This window comes from Agromyces salentinus, assembly GCF_009749395.1.
Taxonomy (GTDB): Bacteria; Actinomycetota; Actinomycetes; order Actinomycetales; family Microbacteriaceae; genus Agromyces; species Agromyces salentinus.
On the sequence record NZ_WBIR01000016.1, the window covers coordinates 1 to 18,291 of the forward strand.

Here is an 18,291-nt window from a genome sequence, read left to right on the forward strand (position 1 = left end):
CGCGGCGCGCCCGCTCGGCCCGGTCGGCCCGGTGCATCGCAGCGCGCCCGGGCGGCCCGGTGCTGCGTCGCGGTGCGCGCCGGGCGGCTCAGGCGAGACGCGGGGTGCGCGGCGGCTCGGTCCGCCGGTGGCCGGTCCCCTCGAAGGCGGCGGCCAGGCGCAGCAGCGTCGTGTCGTCGTAGGCACGGCCCGCGAACGTCAGTCCGACCGGCATCCGGATGTCGGCCATCGTGCCCATCGGCACCGTCACCGTCGGGATGCCGAGATGCCGCGGCACGAGGTTGCCGTTCGCCACCCAGACGCCGTTGCGCCAGCCGAGGTCGGCGGATGCCTCGTTCACGTCCATGTCCGCGGGGCCGACGTCGGCGACGGCCGGGAACACGACCGCGTCGAGTCCGAGCCCGTCCATCCACGCCTCGAGGTCGACCCGGCGGGTCTCCTCGAGTCCCCGGAGGCCGTCCTCGAGCTCGGGCATGTCGTCGAGCGTCGCGCCGGGGTGCGCGCGCGCCCAGTCCGGGTACTCGGCGATGTCGTCGTCGAAGCCCGTGTACCGGTCGGGCAGCGCGCCCTCGGGGTGCGGGAAGATGCGGGCGCCGTCGACGTCGGCGAGGGCCCGCAGCGCGGGGTCGCCGTTGGCGTCGAGGAAGTCGTTCCACGACCAGGCCGAGAGGTCGACGATCTCGCGCCGCAGGTACTCCGGCGCGACGAGTCCACGCGTCGCGATCGTCGGCGTCCCCGGGCGGTCGCCCTCGTAGTTGGACACCACCGGGAAGTCGACGAGCACGACCTCGGCGCCCGCCGCCTCGAGGTCGCGGCGCGCGGCCTCCCAGAGGTCGAGGACCGTCGCCCTCGTCCGGATGCGCTGCCCGGTGGGCCCGCCTATGCCGGGCCTGCGCCCGGGCTCGGCCGTGCCCGCCTCGGGGTCGGCGTCGACGTACATGCGCGGCACGCCGAAGCGTCGCCCGGCGAGCACGGCGCGAGCGACCGCAGGTGGTTCGGCGGCGGCATCCGGCTCGCCCGCGGCATCCGCTTCGCCCGCGGCATCCGCCCCCAGCAGGGCGACGTACGAGTCGGGGCGCACGTCGGAGGATGCGGGGATCTCGACCCAGGGCTGGACGCGCCAGAAGTCGCCGCGCGTCTCGGGGTCGTCGGCGACGATGACGTCGAGCACCTCGAGCAGGTCGGCCATGGTGCGCGTGTGCGGCACGACGACGTCCATGGTCGGCACGAGGGGCCAGTTGCCGCGCACCGAGATCACGCCGCGCGAGGGCGTGTAGGCGCAGAGCGCGTTGTTGGACGCCGGGGCGCGGCCGGACGACCACGTCTCCTCGCCGAGGCCGAACGCCGCGAACGACGCCGCGGTCGCCGTGCCGGAGCCGTTGGAGGAGCCCGAGCCGAACGCGGCCGTGAGGTACGCCGCGTTGTACGGGCTCTCGGCGCGGCCGTAGACGCCGCGCTGCATGCCGCCGTTCGCCATCGGCGGCATGTTCGTGAGCCCGATGAGCACGGCGCCAGCATCGCGCAGGCGCTCGATCGTGAAGGCGTCGCGCTGCGCGACGAGGTGCTCGAACGCGGGCGATCCGGCGGCGGCGGTCAGGCCGCGCGCGAGGTAGCTGTCCTTCGCGGTGTACGGGATGCCGTCGAGCGGGCCGCGCACGCGCCCCGCCGCCCTGCGCTCATCGGAGGCGAGCGCGTCGGCCCGAGCTTCCGGGTTCATCACGACGACGGCGTTGAGCGCGGTGTCCGTCTCGGGCGCGTCGTACGCGGCGATGCGCGCGAGGTAGGCGTCGAGCAGCCCGACCGCGGTGACGCGCCCAGTCTCGAGCGCGGCGCGGAGGTCGGCGATCGACGCCTCGACGACGTCGAACCCGCTCCCCGGCGGTCGAGTGGGCAGCGACGCAGGAGCAGCCCCCGGCGGTCGAGTAGGCAGCGACGCAGGAGCAGCCCCCGGCGGTCGAGTAGGCAGCGACGTAGGAGCAGCCCCCGGGGGTCGAGTAGGCAGCGACGCAGGAGCAGCCGTATCGAGACCCCCCTCCAGGGGGTCTCGAGACGCTTCGCTCCTCGACCGCCGGGACTCCTCCGTCATCGGCCGGCCTCCACCTCGAGCGAGGGCTGCTGCTGCGTGATGCAGTGGATGCCGCCGCCGCGGGCGAAGATCTCGCGCGAGTCGATGGTGACGACGCGGCGGCCGGGGTAGGCGTCGGCGAGGATCTCGCGCGCCGCGGCATCCGCCCGCTCCTCGCCGAAGCCGCACGCGATCACGCCGTCGTTCACGACGAGGTGGTTGACGTAGCTCCAGTCGACGAAGCCCTCGTGGTCGCGCAGCGTCGCGGGCGCCGGCAGGTCGACGATCTCGAAGGGGCGGCCCGCGGCATCCGTCTCGGTCTCGAGCTGTTCCCGGAGCGCGCGCGTGACCTCGAAGTCGGGGTGCTCGGGGTTCGTCTGCGAGTGCAGCAGGAGGCGACCGGGTGACGGGATGGTCGCGACGATGTCGACGTGCCCGTTCGTGCCGAAGTCGTCGTAGTCGCGCTCGAGTCCGCGGGGGAGCCAGATCGCCTTGGTCGTGCCGATCGTGCGCGCGAACTCCGCCTCGACCCTCGCCCGGTCGGCGTAGGGGTTCCGGCGCGGGTCGAGCTGCACGGTCTCGGTGAGCAGCACGGTGCCCTCGCCGTCGACGTGGATGCCGCCGCCCTCGTTCACGAGCACCGAACTCACGAGCTCGGCTCCGATGCGATCGGCGATGAACCGCGCGATCTCGGCGGACTTGGCCCACTCGGCCCACTCGGGGGCGCCCCAGCCGTTGAAGACCCAGTCGACGGCGCCGAGCACGCCGGGGCGCTCGTCGTCGACGACGAAGGTGGGGCCGAAGTCGCGCATCCAGAACTCGTCGAGCGGGGCCTCGACGAGCTCGATCGCGCCGTCGAGCATGCGACGGGCGCGGGCGGTCTCGGTCGGGTCGACGACCATGACCAGCGGCTCGAACGGCACGATCGCGTTCGCGACGGCCGACCAGGCGGCGTAGCCGGCCTCGCGTTCGACCTCGGTCTCGCCGAGTGTCAGGCCCTCGCGCGGGAACGCCATCCAGGTGCGGTCGTGAGGGGCGGTCTCTGCGGGCATGCGCCAGGTCATGCGGGCACCTCCTGAGTGCGAGCTTCTGCAGTGCGGTCGGCAGTGCGGTCGGCCGTGCCGTCGGCCGTGCGAGCGTCGGATGCCGCGGGGCGCGCGGCCGGGTCCCGGTACGGCGGCGTGGTGAGCCACAGCACGGCGTAGAGCCCGCCGGCCAACAGCGGTCCGACGATCGCCGAGAGGTCTGCGCCGCCGAGCGCCTCGGAAATCGGCCCGACGTAGAGCGTCGTGTTGGCCATGAGCACGGCCGTCGTGGTGGCGCCGACCATGGCGATCACGCCGGGCCAGAACACGCCGCCGCGATACCAGAACGGGCTGCCTTGGCGCTCGTCGGTGAGGGCCCGTCCGTCGTATCGGTTGCGGCGCAGCAGGATGTCGACCGCGTACACGGCGACGAGCGGGCCGAGCACGGTCACGGCGAGTTCGAGCGAGGAGTTCAGGGCGTCGAGGAAGCTCGGGGCGATGAACAGCAGCCAGGCCGCGGCGGCGGTCGCGGCGGCGCCGGTGACGACGACGGTCAGTGCTCGGGGCATCCGGAACCCGAGGCCCTGGGCGTAGAGGCCCGTGGAGTAGGCGACGAGCACGTTGTTCGTGATGCTCGAGAGCACGATCATCGCCAGGAAGACCGGCGTGAACCAGGCGGGCACGATCTCGGCGATCGTCAACTGCGGGTCGGTCATGTCGATCGCGGTGCCGGCGACGACGCCGAGCGTGCCGATGAAGATCGCGGGGATGAAGCCGCCGAGCGCCGTCCACAGCGCGACCCTGCGCTTGGACACATCCGTCGGCAGGTAGCGCGCGTAGTCGGCGCCGGTGCCCCACGACAGCGGGCTCGACGCGACGATCGCGAAGCCGAGCAGCAGCATCGCCCAGTGCTCGCCGGGCTCGAGCGGCGCGGGGGCGTACGAGAGGTCGGCCGCGCCGAACACGAACACCGCGAGCACGATGAAGACCACGGCGAGCGCGGCCGAGAAGTACGGAGCCAGCTTCAGGATGGTCGCGTGGCCGTAGATGCCGATGACGAAGCTGAGCGCGGCGACGACGACGAGCACGCCCCACTCGGCGCCGGCCGGGAGCACGATGCCGATCTGCGCGACGAGCGCGAGCGCGGCCAGGGTCGCGAACGCGATGTTGATGATCTCGTAGAAGATGCCGATGGCCACGCCGAGGCCCGCGCCGAAGACGCGGCTGCCGCGGATGCCGAACATGGCCCGCATGATCGCGACGCTCGGCGTGCCCGAGACCGGTCCGCTGATCGCGAGCAGGCCCACGGCCGCCCACCAGAGGTTGCCGAGCACCGTGATGAGCAGGGCCTCCCACACCGGGAGGCCGAGCAGCATGAGCACGCCGCCGACGACGAAGTAGAGGTAGATGACGTTGGCCGACATCCACACCCAGAAGAGCTCGCGCGGGCGGCCGCGCCGCTCGTCCTCGGGGATGAAGTCGGCGCCGTGGGTTTCGATGCGGCCGGCGCGGTCGGCGTCGGCGGCTGCGGTGGCCGCGGTGGCGGTGGCGGATGCCGCGGCAGCCGCGGCTGCGGGCGCGATCGCGCCGGGCTGCGTGATCGCGCCGGGCTGCGGCGTCGCTGCGGCATCCGGGGTCGCTGCGGCATCCGGGGTCGCGGTGGTGGTGTTGCTCATCGTTGAGGACTCTCTGCTCGTCGATCTCTCGACAGGATCGGGGACTCGATCTACTATTGATCACACGATCAATAAGTTGCAGCGACGCTACCGACACGAGGTCACCATGTCAAGACCGGCCCGCAAGAAGGCCGCCCGCAAGAGCGCAGCCGAACGCTCGGTCGAGATCGCGGATGCCGCGTGCGCGGTCGCCCTCGAACACGGGCTCTACGCGGTCACGCTGCGCGGCGTCGCGGCCCAGGTCGACGTGGCCCCCGCCCTCGTCGCGCACTACGAGCCCAACATGGACGCCCTCGTCGCGAACACGTTCGGCACCATCGTCGCGCGGGAGCTGGCCGAGGTCGGCGAGCTCGTCGCCGAGCGCGAGAGCCCCCGCACGCGCCTCGCCCTGCTCCTCGAGACCCTCCTCGACGGCTCCCGCGACGACGTGACGCTCATCTGGGTCGAGGCGTGGGCGCTCGGCCGCCGTAACGAGGCGCTCGCCGAGCGCGTGCGCGCCGAGATGGACGACTGGCGCACCTTCCTGCAGGCCATCATCGAGGCGGGCATCGCCAGCGGGGAGTTCGAGACCGACGACGCGGCATCCGTCGCCTGGCAGGTGCTCGGCATGATCGACGGCCTGAACGCCCACGCGCTGGTCAGCTGGGAGGACTCCGGCGATCGCGGCACCCGCATCGGCCACGCCGTCGAGGGCATGCTCGGCCTGCACCGGGGCGTGCTCGCCGAGCCCTGATACGTGGGACGGAGCACGCGGCGGCGCCGGGCCGTGCCGTGCCGCGCCGCCGATTCGGCACCGTCCGCGATGTCGGATGCCGCGACTACCGTGGAGGCACGGCGAAGGGAACCCGATGTATCTGGTCGACGGCATGGTGGTCACGAGCGCGAGCGACCTCAAGAAGGCCTCGGAGTGCGAGTTCGCCTTCCTCCGCGCGCTCGACGCCAAGCTCGGCCGCATCGAGGCCGTGCCCGATCCCGAAGACGCCATGCTCGAACGCTCGGGGCGCATGGGCGACGAGCACGAGCTGCGGGTGCTCGAGCGGTACCGCGAGCAGTTCGGCGCCGGCGTCGTCGAGATCGAGCGGCCGTCCGTGCGCGACGCCGATGCGATCGCCGCCGCGGTCGCGGCCACCAACGCCGCCTTCGCCGCCGGTGCGCCCGTGGTCTTCCAGGCCACGTTCGCCGACGACGGCTTCATCGGGTTCGCCGACTTCATCGTGCGCCAGGCAGACGGCCGCTACCTCGTGCAGGACAGCAAGCTCGCCCGCCGGGCGAAGGTCACCGCGCTGCTGCAGCTCGCCGCGTACGCCCAGCAGCTGCACCGCATCGGAGTGCCCTGCGCCGACACCGTCGAGCTCCTCCTCGGCGACGGCACGACGAGCACGCACCGGCTCGACGACATCCTCCCCGTCTACGGACTGCGTCGGGCCCGACTCGAGCAGATCATCGACGAGCGGCTGGCCGACACGGGCCCCGTCGCCTGGGGCGACCCCAGGTACGGGCTCGACGGTCGGTGCCCGACCTGCGACCTCGAGGTGCAGGCGCACCGCGACGTCCTGCTCGTCGCCGGCCTGCGCGTCACGCAGCGCCCGGCCCTGGCTGAGGCCGGTATCACGAGGATCGACGCGCTCGTGGCCTCCGACGGGCCGGTGCCCGGGGTGCTCGACAACACCCTCGCGAACCTGCGCCTGCAGGCACGGCTGCAGCTCGAGGCCGAGGCCGCCCAGTTCGCGGCAGACGCGGCGGGCGGGCGCTCGCCCGACGACCCGCCGCTCCCCCCGCCGGTCGCGCTCCGCGATGCGGCATCCCTCTCGGCGATCCCCGAGCCCGACGCCGGCGACCTCTTCTTCGACTTCGAGGGCGACCCCCTCTACACCGAGGGCCCCGCCAAGGAGTGGGGCATCGACTACCTGTTCGGCATGGTCGACGTCGACGAGCAGTTCACCCCGCTCTGGGCGCACAGCTTCGCCGAGGAGAAGGTCGCGCTCGAGCGGTTCCTCGACCTCGTGGCCCTGCGCCGCGCAGCGCACCCCGAGATGCACATCTACCACTACGCCAACTACGAGCGTGCGCACCTGCTCGCCATCGCCGCCAGGCACGGCGTCCGCGAGGCCGAGGTCGACCAGCTGCTCTCCGACGGCGTGTTCGTCGACCTCTACCCGATCGTCAAGCGCGCGGTGCGCATCGGCAGCCGCTCGTACTCGATCAAGAAGCTCGAGCCGCTGTACATGGGCACCGAGCTGCGCGAGGCCGAGGTCAAGTCCGGCGGCGACTCGATCCTCGAGTACGTGCGGGCGCGCGACCTGGCCTCGAGCGGCGCCACCGACCCGGCCACCGGACTGTCCGGGCAGGCCGCCGCGCAGCACATCCTCGACGACCTCGCCGACTACAACCGCTACGACTGCGTCTCGACGCTCCGACTGCGTGACTGGCTGCTCGGGCTCGCGCGCGGCGCGGGCATCCCCTCGGTTCCCGAGTCCCAGCTCGTCGAGGCCGCGAAGGCCGAGGGCAAGGTCTACGAGCCCTCGCCGATCGCCCTCCACCTCCAGCATCTCGCCGGCCCCCGTGATGACCCCGACCGCGACGCCGACCACACGGCCCTCGCCCTCGCCGCAGCCGCCATCGACTACCACGACCGCGAGGCGAAGAGCTTCTGGTGGGCGCACTTCTTCCGGCTCGAGCAGCCGATCGAAGGGTGGGAGGAGCAGCGCGACGTCATCGTCGTCGACCCCGCGGCGTCCGCCGTCGTGCAGCCCTGGTTCCGTGAAGAGGGTCAGCAGGTCGACCGTCGTCACGTGCGCCTGCGCGGGCGCATCGCGCCCGGCTCGCGCTTCTCGGTCGGCGCCAGCGTGTTCGTGCTCTACGACTTCCCGGCGCCGTTCGCCCGGCGTGCCGCACGACCGGGGTCTCGCACGCCCAACCCCGTCCAGATCGTCGAGGTGCTCGACGACGGCGTCGTCGTCGAGGAGCGAGCCGTGGCCGGCGACCTCTGGTCGACCATGCCGGTGGCGGTCGTGCCGGGTCCGCCGCCGCACGCCGGTCGCCAGAAGGACGCGATCGCGGCCTGGGCCGAGCAGGTCGCGCGCACCTGGCCCAGGTGGCCCGCGAACCCGGCGGTCGACATCCTGCGCCGCATCGAACCACGCACCCGTGACGGGCTGGGGCTCCGCTCGATCGGCGCGCTCGCAGCCGACCTCGACTACGTCGGCGCGGTCGTCGCAGGGGTGCGGCACCTCGACGACTCCTACCTCGCGGTGCAGGGGCCTCCCGGCACGGGCAAGACCTACGTGGCCTCGCACGTGATCGCGACGCTCGTCGCGCAGCACGGGTGGAAGGTCGGCGTGGTCGCCCAGTCGCACGCCGTGGTCGAGAACGTGCTCGATGCGACGATCCGCGCGGGGCTCGCGCCCGACCTCGTCGGCAAGGCCCCGAAAGACGACGGCGAGCCCTTCGACCACGAGTACACGCGCCTCGACAAGCGTCGCAACGGCATCGCGCAGTTCGCCGAGGCCCATGCCACCACCGGGTTCGTCGTGGGCGGCACGGCCTGGGACTTCGCCAACGCCGACCGGGTGCCCCGAGGGTCGCTCGACCTGCTCGTCATCGACGAGGCCGGGCAGTTCTCGCTCGCGTCGACCATCGCCGCGTCGGTGTCGGCCCGCAACCTGCTGCTGCTCGGCGACCCGCAGCAGCTCCCGCAGGTGAGCCAGGGCATCCACCTCGAACCCGTCGACACCTCGGCGCTCGGGTGGATCGCCGACGGCCACGACGTGCTGCCGCCAGAGCTCGGCATCTTCCTCGCCGAGAGCCGCCGCATGCACCCGGCGGTCGCCGCACCGGTCTCACGCCTCTCGTACGAGGGCGAGCTGCACTCCCACGAGGTCGCCTCGACCCGCTCGCTCGACGGCGTGCATCCCGGACTCGTACCCGTGCCGGTGCTCCACGAGGGCAACACCGTCGCGTCGGGCGAAGAGGCCGCGGTCGTCGTCGAGGTCGTCGCCGACCTGCTCGGGCGCCACTGGGTCGACCCCACCGACCCCGATGCCGCCGGCGGGCGCCCGCTCGAGGAGTGCGACCTCATCGTGGTCACGCCCTACAACGCGCAGCTCACCCTCGTACGTCGTGCCCTCGACGAGGCCGGCTATCACGACGTCCCCGTCGGCACGGTCGACAAGTTCCAGGGTCAGGAGGCCGCGGTCGCCATCGTCTCCCTCGCGGCCTCGAGCGCCACCTCCGCGCCTCGAGGCGTGGAGTTCCTGCTGCTGAAGAACCGGCTCAACGTCGCGATCTCACGCGCCAAGTGGGCGGCGTACCTGCTCTTCTCGCCCGGACTGCTCGACGCCCTGCCGTACACGCCGGCCGGCGTCGCCCAGCTGAGCGCGTTCGTCCGGCTGGTCGGCGCCTCGCGCCCCGCGCTCCCCCGGCCCGGCGGAGTCCATCCGGGCGGAGCCCAGCCCGGTGCCGCACGCCCCGACGCTGTCGACGCCACCGACGACGCGCCCGACCTCCTGCTGGGGTCGCGCTAACCTCATCGCCCGACTGCCCGTGCATGGCCATGGGCTTGGCGGCGCACGCGGCATCCGCTCGTCAGCCGAGACCGGCGACGATCCCCTCGATTCATCCCTGCCGACCCCGGCTCCGACGCCGACTCACCGCTCGGGCGGTCAGCTGAGCTTCGCGACGATCGCCTCGATCCGTCGCTGCCGGGTCTCCGGCGCCTTCGCCGCCTCGACGTTCGTCACGTGGGCCTTGCGGGCGCTCGGCGACAGCGCATCGAACGCGGCCCGACCACCTGATGCCTCGAGCGCCGCGGCGAGGTCGTCGGGCACCTCGACCGTGCGCGGCGCGGTGTCGACCTCCAGGTCGACGACGATCGGGTCCCCACCCCGGATGCCGGTCTGCGCGCGCTTGTCGGCACTGAATCCGATGAGGTACCTGCCGCCCATCACGGCGACCGTGCTGCGGTACTCGAAACCGTTGACCGTCACGACCACCGGCGGCTTGCGCCCGGCGCCGAGCGCCTCGATCACGTCTCGGGCACCTCGATGCCCGTGTTGTTGCCCGTCTGGAACATCGTCGACTCGAATCGCATGGGGCGAGTCTGCCACCGCGATGGCGCCGCCGACACCGTCGCGCGCGTCCGGGCCGAAGCCCGCCGAAGCCCCCCGAACGCTGGGAATACCCCTCAGCGTCGAAACGTAGGTTATGGGTATGACTTCCCCTGCATCCGACCTGAACCCCGACCGCATCACCATGTACGGCGCCGAATGGTGCATCGACTGCCGCCGCTCCAAGGCGCTGCTCGACGGCCGTGGCGTCGACTACGACTACGTCGACCTCGAGGTCGTCCTCGACGGCGCCGACCGCGCCAAGGCGATCTCGGGACGCACCCAGATCCCCGTGGTCGTCTTCCCCGACGGCACGCACTTCACCGAGCCCACTGACGCCCAGCTCGCCGCGAAGCTCGACGAGGCCATCGCGGCGTAACCGGCGCCCACCGCCCAGCGCGCACGCGCTCGGCGACGCGGGCGGAGGAGATCGCGGGATCGGGAGGACCATTCCGCGGAATCGGTCCTCCCGATCGTGCGAACTCCTCCCGACCGGCGACAGCGCCCACCGAGTCCGGCGCTGACGCAGACAGCGAGGCCCGCGGCATCCGCCGCGGGCCTCGCTGTGTGTGCTGCTCTAGTCGGCGAGCGCGGGGATGACCTCCGCCTCGAACAGCTCGAGGCCGCTGCGGTCGTAGGCGAGCTCGGGCATGTAGTGGATCGCGTAGCCGAGGCCGCGGTCGCGCAGACGCTCGATCTTGGCCACGACCTCGCTCACCGTGCCGACGGCGGCGTCCTCGGAGTGGAAACCCTGCAGGTACCGCTCGGTGCCGGCCTGGCCGAGGTACGGCGCCACCCGCGCCTCGATCGCCGCGAGCCGGCGCTCCACGTCCGCGGCATCCGTGCCGACGACCGTGTTGAAGTTCGAGCTGCGCACGATGGAGTCGAAGTCGCGACCGAGGGCGTCGGTGTGCCCGCGCAGGACCTCGCTCTTGTGGGTGAAGCCCTCGGCGCCGCCGTTGAAGTTCGTGTAGCTCGCGTACTTCGCCGCGATCTTCAGGGTGACCTTCTCGCCGCCGCCGGCGATCCACATCGGGATGCCCCCGGCCTGGAGCGGCTTCGGCTGCACGATGGCGTCGTCGATCTGCCAGAACTCGCCGTCGAGGCTCGCCCGGCCGGTCGTCCAGGCCTGGTGCATGACCTCGACGCCCTCGCGCAACATCCGGAGCCTCGTGGGGGCGTCGGGGAATCCGTAGCCGTAGGCGAGCCACTCGTGCTCGTACCAGCCTGCGCCGATGCCCATCTCGGTGCGTCCACCCGAGATGAGGTCGACCGTCGCGGCGATCTTCGCGAGGTACGCGGGGTTGCGATAGGCGACGCACGTGCACATCTGGCCGAGGCGCACGCGCGAGGTCGACGCCGCGAAGGCCGACATGAGGGTCCATGCCTCGTGCGTGGCCTCGGTCTCGCTCGGCACCGGCACGGTGTGGAAGTGGTCGTAGACCCAGATGGACTCCCATCCGGAGTCGGGCGCATCCGCGTGCGCGGCGAGGTCGTGCATGGTCTGCCAGTGCTCGGCCGGGTCGATGTCGACGAGGTCGTGGCGCCAGCCCTGGGGGATGAACATTCCGAAACGCATGTCGTTCAGCCTAGGACGGATGCCGCGCGGATCGCCGTCGCGAATTCAGCGTTGTCCCTGAGGACGCGCCGTCAGGCCGGCCGTAGCGTGCTCGGAATGAACACGACCCACTGCGAATTCTCCGCCGAGGACTTCACCGCCACCGCCGTCACCTCGTCGGCGGGCCGCATCGTGCACGTCACGGGCTTCGGCCTCTGCCCGACCAGCGGCTGGGAGCTCTCGCTCGTCGCCGCGAACCCCGGCGTCGTCCCGCATCCGGAGAGCCTCTGGCTCGAACTCCGCGAGGCCGCGCCGCGCCGCGGCATGCCGCGCGTGCTCGTCGACACGCGCGTCGAGGCGATCATCGAGGACACGCAGGCGCGGGAGATCGTCATCCGCTTCGGGTGGCGCGAGCCGTTCCGTGTCGCGGTGGTCGAGCAGGTGCGCCACGGCGAGCGAGCGGATGCCGCGACTCGACGTGCCGCGGCATCCGTCTCCGTGTCGTGACCCGGCGCTCCGGAGGCTGAACGAGGGTCGACTGCGCGATCGGGCGCCCGACGAGGGCGACCGATCGCGAGCCGGCCGGCCGCTGATCAGGCGAGCGCGAACCGCAGCTCGGCCATCGCCGGGCCGTTCCACGTGTCACCGTCGAGGTCCTCGCCGCGCACGGTGACGACCTTGCCGCCCTTGGACACGACCAGCATGGCGAGCTGCGGGAGCAGGTCGCCGGCCGGCGTGCCGTCCGCGAGCGCGTCGCCGGTGCCGTTCGCCGTGGCGAACTCGATCGCCCCGCTCTCGCGGTCGAGCGTGCCGTTGACCGAGGTCGTGAAGTCGAACCACATGGTCTCGACCGCTCCGTCGGCGGCGAGCCTCGCGATGGCCGCGAGATCGCGCTCGACCCGCCCGGCATTGGCCTCGGCGAGCCCGCGGAGCGCGGCATCCGCTTCGGCGATGTTCAGGTGCGCCAACTGCTCGCGCAGGGCCGCGTCGATCTCGGCTGCGCCGAGCCGGTCGGGGGACCCAGGCACGCCGACGACGCGACGGCCGTTGCGGGAACGGTCGATGAACCCGCTGAGCAGCGGTTCCGCTGCGAACACGAAGAGCGGCACGCGCCCGTCGGGGTCGATCGCGGCGAGCTCGTGCTTGGTGGCGTCGGCGATGCGCTTGGCGTAGATGTCGAGCAGCGTCTTGCGACGCTCGTCGCCGACCTCGCCGCGGTCGCCGTGCTGGCCGCCACGGGGACTGGTCTCGCCCGGCTCGCGGTTCGTCGCGGCGTCGAGGTCGGCCGGATGCGACGGGTCGGTCTCGAGGCGGGCGGCACGCGCGGTGGGCGTGGCGTGCCACAGGCACCACTCGTGCGCCGAGAGCGTGAGGGCGAAGGCCTCCTGGTCCTGGCTCGGGGCGCGGAGCAGCTGGCCGAGCGTGAAGTGCGAGCCCACGTGCCAGGCGTCGTCGAGCCGGTTCGGCAGCACGAAGACCTCGGAGAAGCCCGGCGCGACGAAGATCGCCAGCGACCGGGAGAGTCCGCCCCAGAGCGTGACGTCGCCGAGCACGCCGTCGCGTTCGCGCCGGAGCGCATCGAGTTCGGAGGCGGAGGCCCCGCCGAGCTTGATCTGGTCGATCGCGTGGTCGAACGCGCTCTTGACCGCGACCTCGGCGCGTTCGCGCTCGTTGACCACGGGCGACGTCGAGGCGTAGACGGTGATGGCCGGTCGGTGCTCACCCGCCAGTGTTGCGAAATCGGCGCTGGTCGGCAGCTCGTGATGGAGCGTCATTCGTTCCTCCCCCGTGGATCGTGCGACGGCGATGTCGCTGAGACCCCAGCCTATGAAGGCGAGGCCGCGAGCGACACCCCCAGAGCGCGACGCTCGGCGCTCACGCAGGGTTCGGCGCCGTCAGCGGAGGAGCGGCGTCCGGGGCGCCGTCGGCGTCCTGCTCCCACTCCCGCACCGCGCGCGCCGCGATGAACGGCGCCCGCTGCTCCGCCCACTCGTCGACCGCCGCGAGCTCGGCCTCCTCCTGTCGCGCGACGAACGCGTCGGCGATGCGGCGGCCGGACTCGCGCCGGAGGCCGGCGCGGTACTCCGCGACGTCGAGCCTCGGCGCCGACTCCTCGCGAGCGGCGCGGAGCCGCTCGGCCGCGCGTTCGCGGTCGGCCGCCACGATGGTGTCGTCCGTGATCCCGGCCACCTCGTCGTAGGCGGTCGGCACCATGAGGTTCTGGAGGGTCTTGGTCAGCACGGGCATGAGTTCGATGCAGACGAAGAGCAGCGCGATCATGGCATGCGCGAACGCGAGCATTCCGTTGCGCTCGCCGATGCGCCACAGGGCGTCGAGACGGGCGAGCATGCCCGTGCTCTGGTCGGCGGCCGCGTCGTAGCGGGCGGCCTCCACGTCGCGGGCGGCGGTCAGCCGGTCGAGCCGCTCGGTGTCGGCGGCGAGGGTCTGCTCGGCCTGCTGCACCGCCGCGGCCGATCCGGCCTCGATGCGCGCCTCGGCCTGCGCCTTCGCGTCCGCCTCCGCGGCCTTCGCCGCATCGAGCGCGGCGAGCTTGCCGTCGCGGTCGAGCTTCTTGGACTGCGTGATCGGGCCGTCTCCGACGATGCCGGTGCCGCCGGTGCCGTCGAGCTCGGCGAGCCAGACCCGGTTGGCCTCGTCGTAGGCGGCCTGTGCGGCCGCGGTCGCCGCCTGGGCCGCGACGTAGTCGGCGTCGGCATCGAGCGCCGCACGTCCGCCGTCGGAGATGAGCGCCTGCTGGGCGGCGACGCTCTCGGTGAGCGACGCGATCTCGTCGTACCGCGGATCGGCGGCGAGCCGCTCCTCGAACGCCTGCTTCGCCTCGAGCACCATGACCTCGGTCTCGGCGGCGATCTCGCGCTCGAAGACCTGCAGCGTGAGCGGGGTCGCGACCACGACGCCGATCACGAGCGCGAGCGCGACCCGGGGCAGCGCGAGCAGCAGGTTCGCGGAGGCGCGGGGCTGCCTCGGCATGCCGACGACGAGCATGCGGTCGATGGCCAGGATCACGAGGCCCCAGCCGAGGCCGACGATGACGGCCACCCAGACGGGCGCCGTCAGCGCCATGGCCATCGCGAACGACGCCGCGGCCGCCGAGACGGCCGCGGTGGCGATGAGCACGAGGCCCATGGCGAGGTAGCGCTGACGCTCCCCCGGCGTGCGTTCGAGCACCTCGGGCCGCGCGCCGCCGAATGTCGCGAGCCTGTCGCCGAGCCGACTCATCCGTCCCCCGATTCCTTTGCGGCCGGCCCACCCGGTCCGGTCCGGCTCGCCACGCTACGCCGGGAGCCGGGCGAGGTCACTCGGGGAATCCCCCCAATCGACCCTGAGCGGGGCGGCCGCGAAGCCACCCCGCTGAGGTCGGGCGAGGGTCACGCGCAGTTCGCGCGCGGTTGGAGGTCTCAGCCGAGCACGGGGTGGTTCGAGCGGATCGTGCCGCTCGGGTCGACCGCCTGCTTGACCGCGCGCAGGCGGTGGACCCGCTCGCCGAACAGCCGCTCGGCCGGGCGTCGGCTCTCGCTGAAGTTCAGGTACTCGACGGGGGCGCGCCACGGTTCGATCCTCGAGAACAGCCGGCCGAGCGAGGCGACGAGCGCCTCCTGCATGCCGGGCATCGGGATGCCGCCGGCGAACACGAGGTACCCGGCGTCGAAGCCCGCGACGACCCCGGGCGCCGGAACGCCGTGGTCGTCAGCCGCGGCCAGCGCCGCGTCGGGGTCGAGCACACCGCCGAGGTGTCGCAGCTCGGCGACGAGCAGGGCCGTGTCGGCGCCGGGCCCCACCGCGGAGAGGAAGGCGCGCACGCCCTCGGGCGTCAGCTCGGTCAGCATCATGCCGTCGCCGAAGCCCGGAGTGGGCTCCGGCGGATCCATGTGGAGCTGCAGCAGTTCGGCGACGGGCTGCGGATGCACCGTGTCGATCTCGGGCGCGAAGGCGCGGAGCGGGGCGAGCAGCTCCGCGGTGCGCTCCGGCCCCTCCTGGCACACGGCCTCGATGAGCAGGAGCTCTCGTCCGGAGAGGAACGGCGGCAGGTCGGGCAGCGCCGGCAGGCGCATGACCCGCGCCGTCGAGGTGACGCTGTCGGGCAGCTCGGCCGTCCAGGCGGCCCACGCCGGCAGTACCTCGGTCGCGTCATCCAGCGGCCACAGCAGCATGCCGGCGATGACCTCGGCGATCGGGAAGAGGCGGAACTCGAGCGCGGTGACCACGCCGAAGTCCCCGCCGCCGCCCCGGATGGCCCAGAACAGGTCGGCGTCGTGCTCGGCGTCGATGCGCCGCATCCGCCCGTCGGCCGTCACGATCTCGGCGGCCAGCACCTGGTTCGCGGCGAGCCCGTGCGAGCGGGCGAGCCAGCTGATGCCGCCGCCGAGCGTGTAGCCCATGACGCCGACGTCGTGCGAGGAGCCGGCGAGCGCCGCGAGCCCGTGCGGCGATGCGGCCGCGACGACGTCGCCCCACTGGGCGCCCGGCTCGATGCGGGCGACACGGGCGGACGCGTCGATCTCGACGCCGCGCAGCTCGGACAGCTTGAGCAGCACGACCTCGTCGAAGCCGGCCTGCGCCGCGAGCGGTCCCGCGTTGTGGCCGGTGGCCTGGGCGGCGATGGCGAGCCCGAGGCTCGCGGCGGTGCGCACGGCCCGCCCGGCGTCTTCGGCGCTGCCCGCGATGACGACCGCCGCGGGCAGCTGGTCGACGGCGAGGTTCCACGCGAGGCGGTCGACGTCCCAGGTGGGGCCGCCCGGCAGGCTCAGCCGGCCGTCGAGCCGGTCGGCGAGGTCGGCGAAGGCCGCCTCGCGATCGGCGGCGGCCCGGTCCTGTCCGTGACGGGCACGTGCGGTGGCGAGGTCGGCGACGGGCGCGAGCGCGGGTTCCGCGGTCGGGGTGGTCTCGGGTTCGGCGGCGCTTCGAGCGGCGCCGGACACAGGGGTGTTCACAGCTGGTTCCTTTCGATGGGTCGCGCCGCGGGCCCAGGCCCCACTCGGGAGGCGGACGGCCGCGGGGGATCCCATCGGCACGCACGAACGCGAGATCCATCCAACGGCCGTCGCCCGCCCCGCGCCCCAGTGGCATCCCTCCACCCGCCTCAGGGTTATCCCTCGAGATCGGATGCCGCGGCGGTCGAGGCGGCGAAGAGGTCCGGATGCCGCATCCGCCGGAATACCCGGACGCGATCGGCGGTTCTCCTCATCGATGTCCGAAACACTGCGCCTGTCCGTCCTCGACCTCGTTCCCGTTCGGAGCGGCCAGACCAGCGCGGGGGCCGTCGCGGCATCCGTGGGTCTCGCCAAGCTCGCCGATCGGCTGGGGTTCACCCGCTACTGGTTCGCCGAGCACCACAACATGCGCTCCGTCGCGTCGACGACCCCGCCCGTGCTGATCGCGGCGACCGTGGCGCAGACCGAGCGCATCCGCGTCGGCTCGGGCGGCGTGATGCTGCCGAACCACGCGCCCTTCGTGGTGGCGGAGCAGTTCGCCGCCCTCGAGGCCATCGCCCCCGGACGCATCGACCTGGGCCTCGGCCGCGCGCCGGGCAGCGATCCCGTCATCACGCAGCTGCTGCGCATCTCGGGGCCGACCGCCGACGTCGACCGGTTCCCCGATCACATCGCCGACATCCTGAGCCTCGTCTCGCCCGACGGCGCGAACCTGCGACTGACGAGCGGCCGCGAGTACGCGATCACGGCGACGCCGGCCGCGACCTCGACGCCGCAGGTGTGGCTGCTGGGCTCGAGCGACTACTCGGCGAAGCTCGCCGCCGAGCTCGGGCTCCCCTACGTGTTCGCGAACCACTTCTCGGGCGAGGGCCTCGAGCGGGCGCTCGAGCTGTACCGCACGGAGTACCGGCCGAGCGAGGCGCACCCCGCTCCCGAGACCTTCCTGACCGTCAACGCGTCCGTCGCGCCGACGCTCGAGGAGGCGCGTGCGCGAGCGCTGCCGCAGCTCCGCGCCATGGCGCGCCTGCGCACCAACCGTCCGATGCGGGAGCTCGAGACGGTCGAGGCGGCCCAGGCGGCTCCCGCCGACAGCATGGTCGACGAGCTCATCGCCGGCATGGAGCGGCGCTGGATCATCGGCGACGCGGCATCCGCGGCATCCGAGCTGCGCACCCTGGCGACGCGCCACGGCATCGACGAGGTGATGATCTCGCCGATCGCCGGGTCGTACGAGACGGAGCCGGCGGATGCCGCGCCGGGCCGTGAGCAGACCCTCGAGCTGCTCGCGGGCGACCTCGGCACGGCGCGGGCGGCCGAGTAGCGGAACGCACGACGCCCGCGTGACCACGGTCACGCGGGCGTTCTCCATGCGGCGATCGACCGCGCCTCGGCGTCGTGCCGAGGCGCTGCAGCGCCTAGGCGGCCAGGCCCAGACGGCGCAGGTCGTCACCAGAGGCGCGGTAGTCGGCACCCGGCTCGACCACCAGCTCGCGCGGGACCCGGGCGGCGTTCTGCACGCGCGCGTCGGCGCCGACCTGGGCGAACGGCCCCACGACCGCGCTGCGGCCGATGACGGCGCGCTGGCCGATGCGGGCGTTCACGCCCACGGTCGCACGCTCGGCGATGATCGCCCCGGCCTCGACCCAGGCGCCGTGCTCGATCTGCGCACCCCGCTGCACCTCGGCCCCGGGGTCGACGTACGCCGTCGGATCGACGAAGGCGGTCGCATCGACCTTCGCGGTCGTCGAGACGAGACCGCGGCCGTTGACGTGCTTGCGGTAGCGACGCAGGACTCCGGCTTCGTCTTCGAACTCGACGTAACTGATGCCCACGTTCTCCTCCTTCCGGCGCGGATCCTCCGCACCCGGACATTGATACAACACGCGGGATGACCGGGGAATTCCCGGAAC

General features: G+C 72.9%; 14 protein-coding genes. 5 read left to right on the top strand and 9 right to left on the bottom strand.

Annotated elements, in window-relative coordinates:
- Positions 1-88: 88 nt before the first annotated feature.
- Genes GQQ95_RS14200 through GQQ95_RS14210 form a run of 3 tightly spaced genes read right to left on the bottom strand, consistent with a single transcriptional unit; the run spans position 89 to position 4,766 of the window.
- Positions 89-2,086 (bottom strand): amidase, encoded by a 1,998-nt coding sequence (locus tag GQQ95_RS14200; RefSeq protein ID WP_246205522.1) that lies wholly within the window; start codon positions 2,084-2,086, stop codon positions 89-91.
- The gene (locus GQQ95_RS14205; RefSeq protein WP_157428332.1) at positions 2,083-3,129 is read right to left on the bottom strand and encodes an agmatine deiminase family protein; all 1,047 of its coding nucleotides are present in this window, start codon (positions 3,127-3,129) and stop codon (positions 2,083-2,085) included. Before GQQ95_RS14205 ends, GQQ95_RS14200 begins: the two co-directional genes overlap by 4 nt.
- Positions 3,126-4,766: a purine-cytosine permease family protein gene (locus GQQ95_RS14210; protein ID WP_157428333.1), complete on the bottom strand. Its 1,641-nt coding sequence runs from the start codon at positions 4,764-4,766 to the stop codon at positions 3,126-3,128. The genes GQQ95_RS14205 and GQQ95_RS14210 overlap by 4 nt, the downstream gene beginning before the upstream one ends.
- A 106-nt stretch (positions 4,767-4,872) precedes the next feature.
- Here GQQ95_RS14210 and GQQ95_RS14215 point away from each other — a divergent pair, with 106 nt between their 5' ends.
- On the top strand, positions 4,873-5,499 hold the full coding sequence (locus tag GQQ95_RS14215; protein ID WP_157428334.1) for a TetR/AcrR family transcriptional regulator: 627 nt from the start codon (positions 4,873-4,875) through the stop codon (positions 5,497-5,499).
- A gap of 115 nt (positions 5,500-5,614) precedes the next feature.
- Positions 5,615-9,289: a TM0106 family RecB-like putative nuclease gene (locus tag GQQ95_RS14220; RefSeq protein WP_157428335.1), complete on the top strand. Its 3,675-nt coding sequence runs from the start codon at positions 5,615-5,617 to the stop codon at positions 9,287-9,289.
- A 138-nt stretch (positions 9,290-9,427) separates the two neighbouring features.
- On the opposite strand, the gene GQQ95_RS14225 is transcribed toward GQQ95_RS14220, so the two are convergent.
- Positions 9,428-9,793 (bottom strand): YdeI/OmpD-associated family protein, encoded by a 366-nt coding sequence (locus tag GQQ95_RS14225; protein ID WP_246205523.1) that lies wholly within the window; start codon positions 9,791-9,793, stop codon positions 9,428-9,430.
- A gap of 181 nt (positions 9,794-9,974) precedes the next feature.
- Here GQQ95_RS14225 and GQQ95_RS14230 point away from each other — a divergent pair, with 181 nt between their 5' ends.
- A complete protein-coding gene (locus GQQ95_RS14230) occupies positions 9,975-10,250 on the top strand; it encodes a glutaredoxin family protein (protein ID WP_157428336.1) in 276 nt (91 codons plus the stop codon).
- 198 nt (positions 10,251-10,448) lie between these two features.
- Here the strand turns inward: GQQ95_RS14230 and GQQ95_RS14235 are convergent, their stop codons facing one another.
- Positions 10,449-11,450, bottom strand: a complete 1,002-nt coding sequence (locus tag GQQ95_RS14235; protein WP_157428337.1) for an LLM class F420-dependent oxidoreductase — start codon at positions 11,448-11,450, stop codon at positions 10,449-10,451.
- Positions 11,451-11,546: 96 nt separating this feature from the next.
- Between GQQ95_RS14235 and GQQ95_RS14240 the strand changes: the two genes are divergently transcribed.
- On the top strand, positions 11,547-11,936 hold the full coding sequence (locus GQQ95_RS14240; protein ID WP_157428338.1) for a hypothetical protein: 390 nt from the start codon (positions 11,547-11,549) through the stop codon (positions 11,934-11,936).
- Between the two features lie 86 nt (positions 11,937-12,022).
- Here GQQ95_RS14240 and GQQ95_RS14245 read toward each other — a convergent pair whose 3' ends face one another.
- The 3 genes from GQQ95_RS14245 to GQQ95_RS14255 form a co-directional block, all read right to left on the bottom strand.
- Complete coding sequence (locus GQQ95_RS14245) at positions 12,023-13,204, bottom strand: baeRF3 domain-containing protein (RefSeq protein ID WP_157428339.1); 1,182 nt, start codon at positions 13,202-13,204, stop codon at positions 12,023-12,025.
- A 100-nt stretch (positions 13,205-13,304) separates the two neighbouring features.
- A complete protein-coding gene (locus GQQ95_RS14250) occupies positions 13,305-14,669 on the bottom strand; it encodes a DUF4407 domain-containing protein (RefSeq protein ID WP_157428340.1) in 1,365 nt (454 codons plus the stop codon).
- A 179-nt stretch (positions 14,670-14,848) separates the two neighbouring features.
- On the bottom strand, positions 14,849-16,381 hold the full coding sequence (locus GQQ95_RS14255) for an FAD-binding oxidoreductase (RefSeq protein WP_157428341.1): 1,533 nt from the start codon (positions 16,379-16,381) through the stop codon (positions 14,849-14,851).
- A 256-nt stretch (positions 16,382-16,637) separates the two neighbouring features.
- Between GQQ95_RS14255 and GQQ95_RS14260 the strand changes: the two genes are divergently transcribed.
- Complete coding sequence (locus GQQ95_RS14260; protein ID WP_157428342.1) at positions 16,638-17,702, top strand: LLM class flavin-dependent oxidoreductase; 1,065 nt, start codon at positions 16,638-16,640, stop codon at positions 17,700-17,702.
- 94 nt (positions 17,703-17,796) lie between these two features.
- Here GQQ95_RS14260 and GQQ95_RS14265 read toward each other — a convergent pair whose 3' ends face one another.
- Complete coding sequence (locus GQQ95_RS14265) at positions 17,797-18,213, bottom strand: transferase (protein WP_170297071.1); 417 nt, start codon at positions 18,211-18,213, stop codon at positions 17,797-17,799.
- Between the last annotated feature and the right edge of the window lie 78 nt (positions 18,214-18,291).

Bases quoted from the DNA above. Each gene is read 5' to 3' on its own strand.
- GQQ95_RS14260 (WP_157428342.1), top strand. From the start codon at position 16,638: ATGTCCGAAACACTGCGCCTGTCCGTCCTCGACCTCGTTCCCGTTCGG.
- GQQ95_RS14210 (WP_157428333.1), bottom strand. From the start codon at position 4,766: ATGAGCAACACCACCACCGCGACCCCGGATGCCGCAGCGACCCCGGAT.
- GQQ95_RS14235 (WP_157428337.1), bottom strand. From the start codon at position 11,450: ATGCGTTTCGGAATGTTCATCCCCCAGGGCTGGCGCCACGACCTCGTC.
- GQQ95_RS14205 (WP_157428332.1), bottom strand. From the start codon at position 3,129: ATGACCTGGCGCATGCCCGCAGAGACCGCCCCTCACGACCGCACCTGG.
- GQQ95_RS14200 (WP_246205522.1), bottom strand. From the start codon at position 2,086: ATGACGGAGGAGTCCCGGCGGTCGAGGAGCGAAGCGTCTCGAGACCCC.
- GQQ95_RS14220 (WP_157428335.1), top strand. From the start codon at position 5,615: ATGTATCTGGTCGACGGCATGGTGGTCACGAGCGCGAGCGACCTCAAG.
- GQQ95_RS14240 (WP_157428338.1), top strand. From the start codon at position 11,547: ATGAACACGACCCACTGCGAATTCTCCGCCGAGGACTTCACCGCCACC.
- GQQ95_RS14245 (WP_157428339.1), bottom strand. From the start codon at position 13,204: ATGACGCTCCATCACGAGCTGCCGACCAGCGCCGATTTCGCAACACTG.
- GQQ95_RS14230 (WP_157428336.1), top strand. From the start codon at position 9,975: ATGACTTCCCCTGCATCCGACCTGAACCCCGACCGCATCACCATGTAC.
- GQQ95_RS14250 (WP_157428340.1), bottom strand. From the start codon at position 14,669: ATGAGTCGGCTCGGCGACAGGCTCGCGACATTCGGCGGCGCGCGGCCC.
- GQQ95_RS14215 (WP_157428334.1), top strand. From the start codon at position 4,873: ATGTCAAGACCGGCCCGCAAGAAGGCCGCCCGCAAGAGCGCAGCCGAA.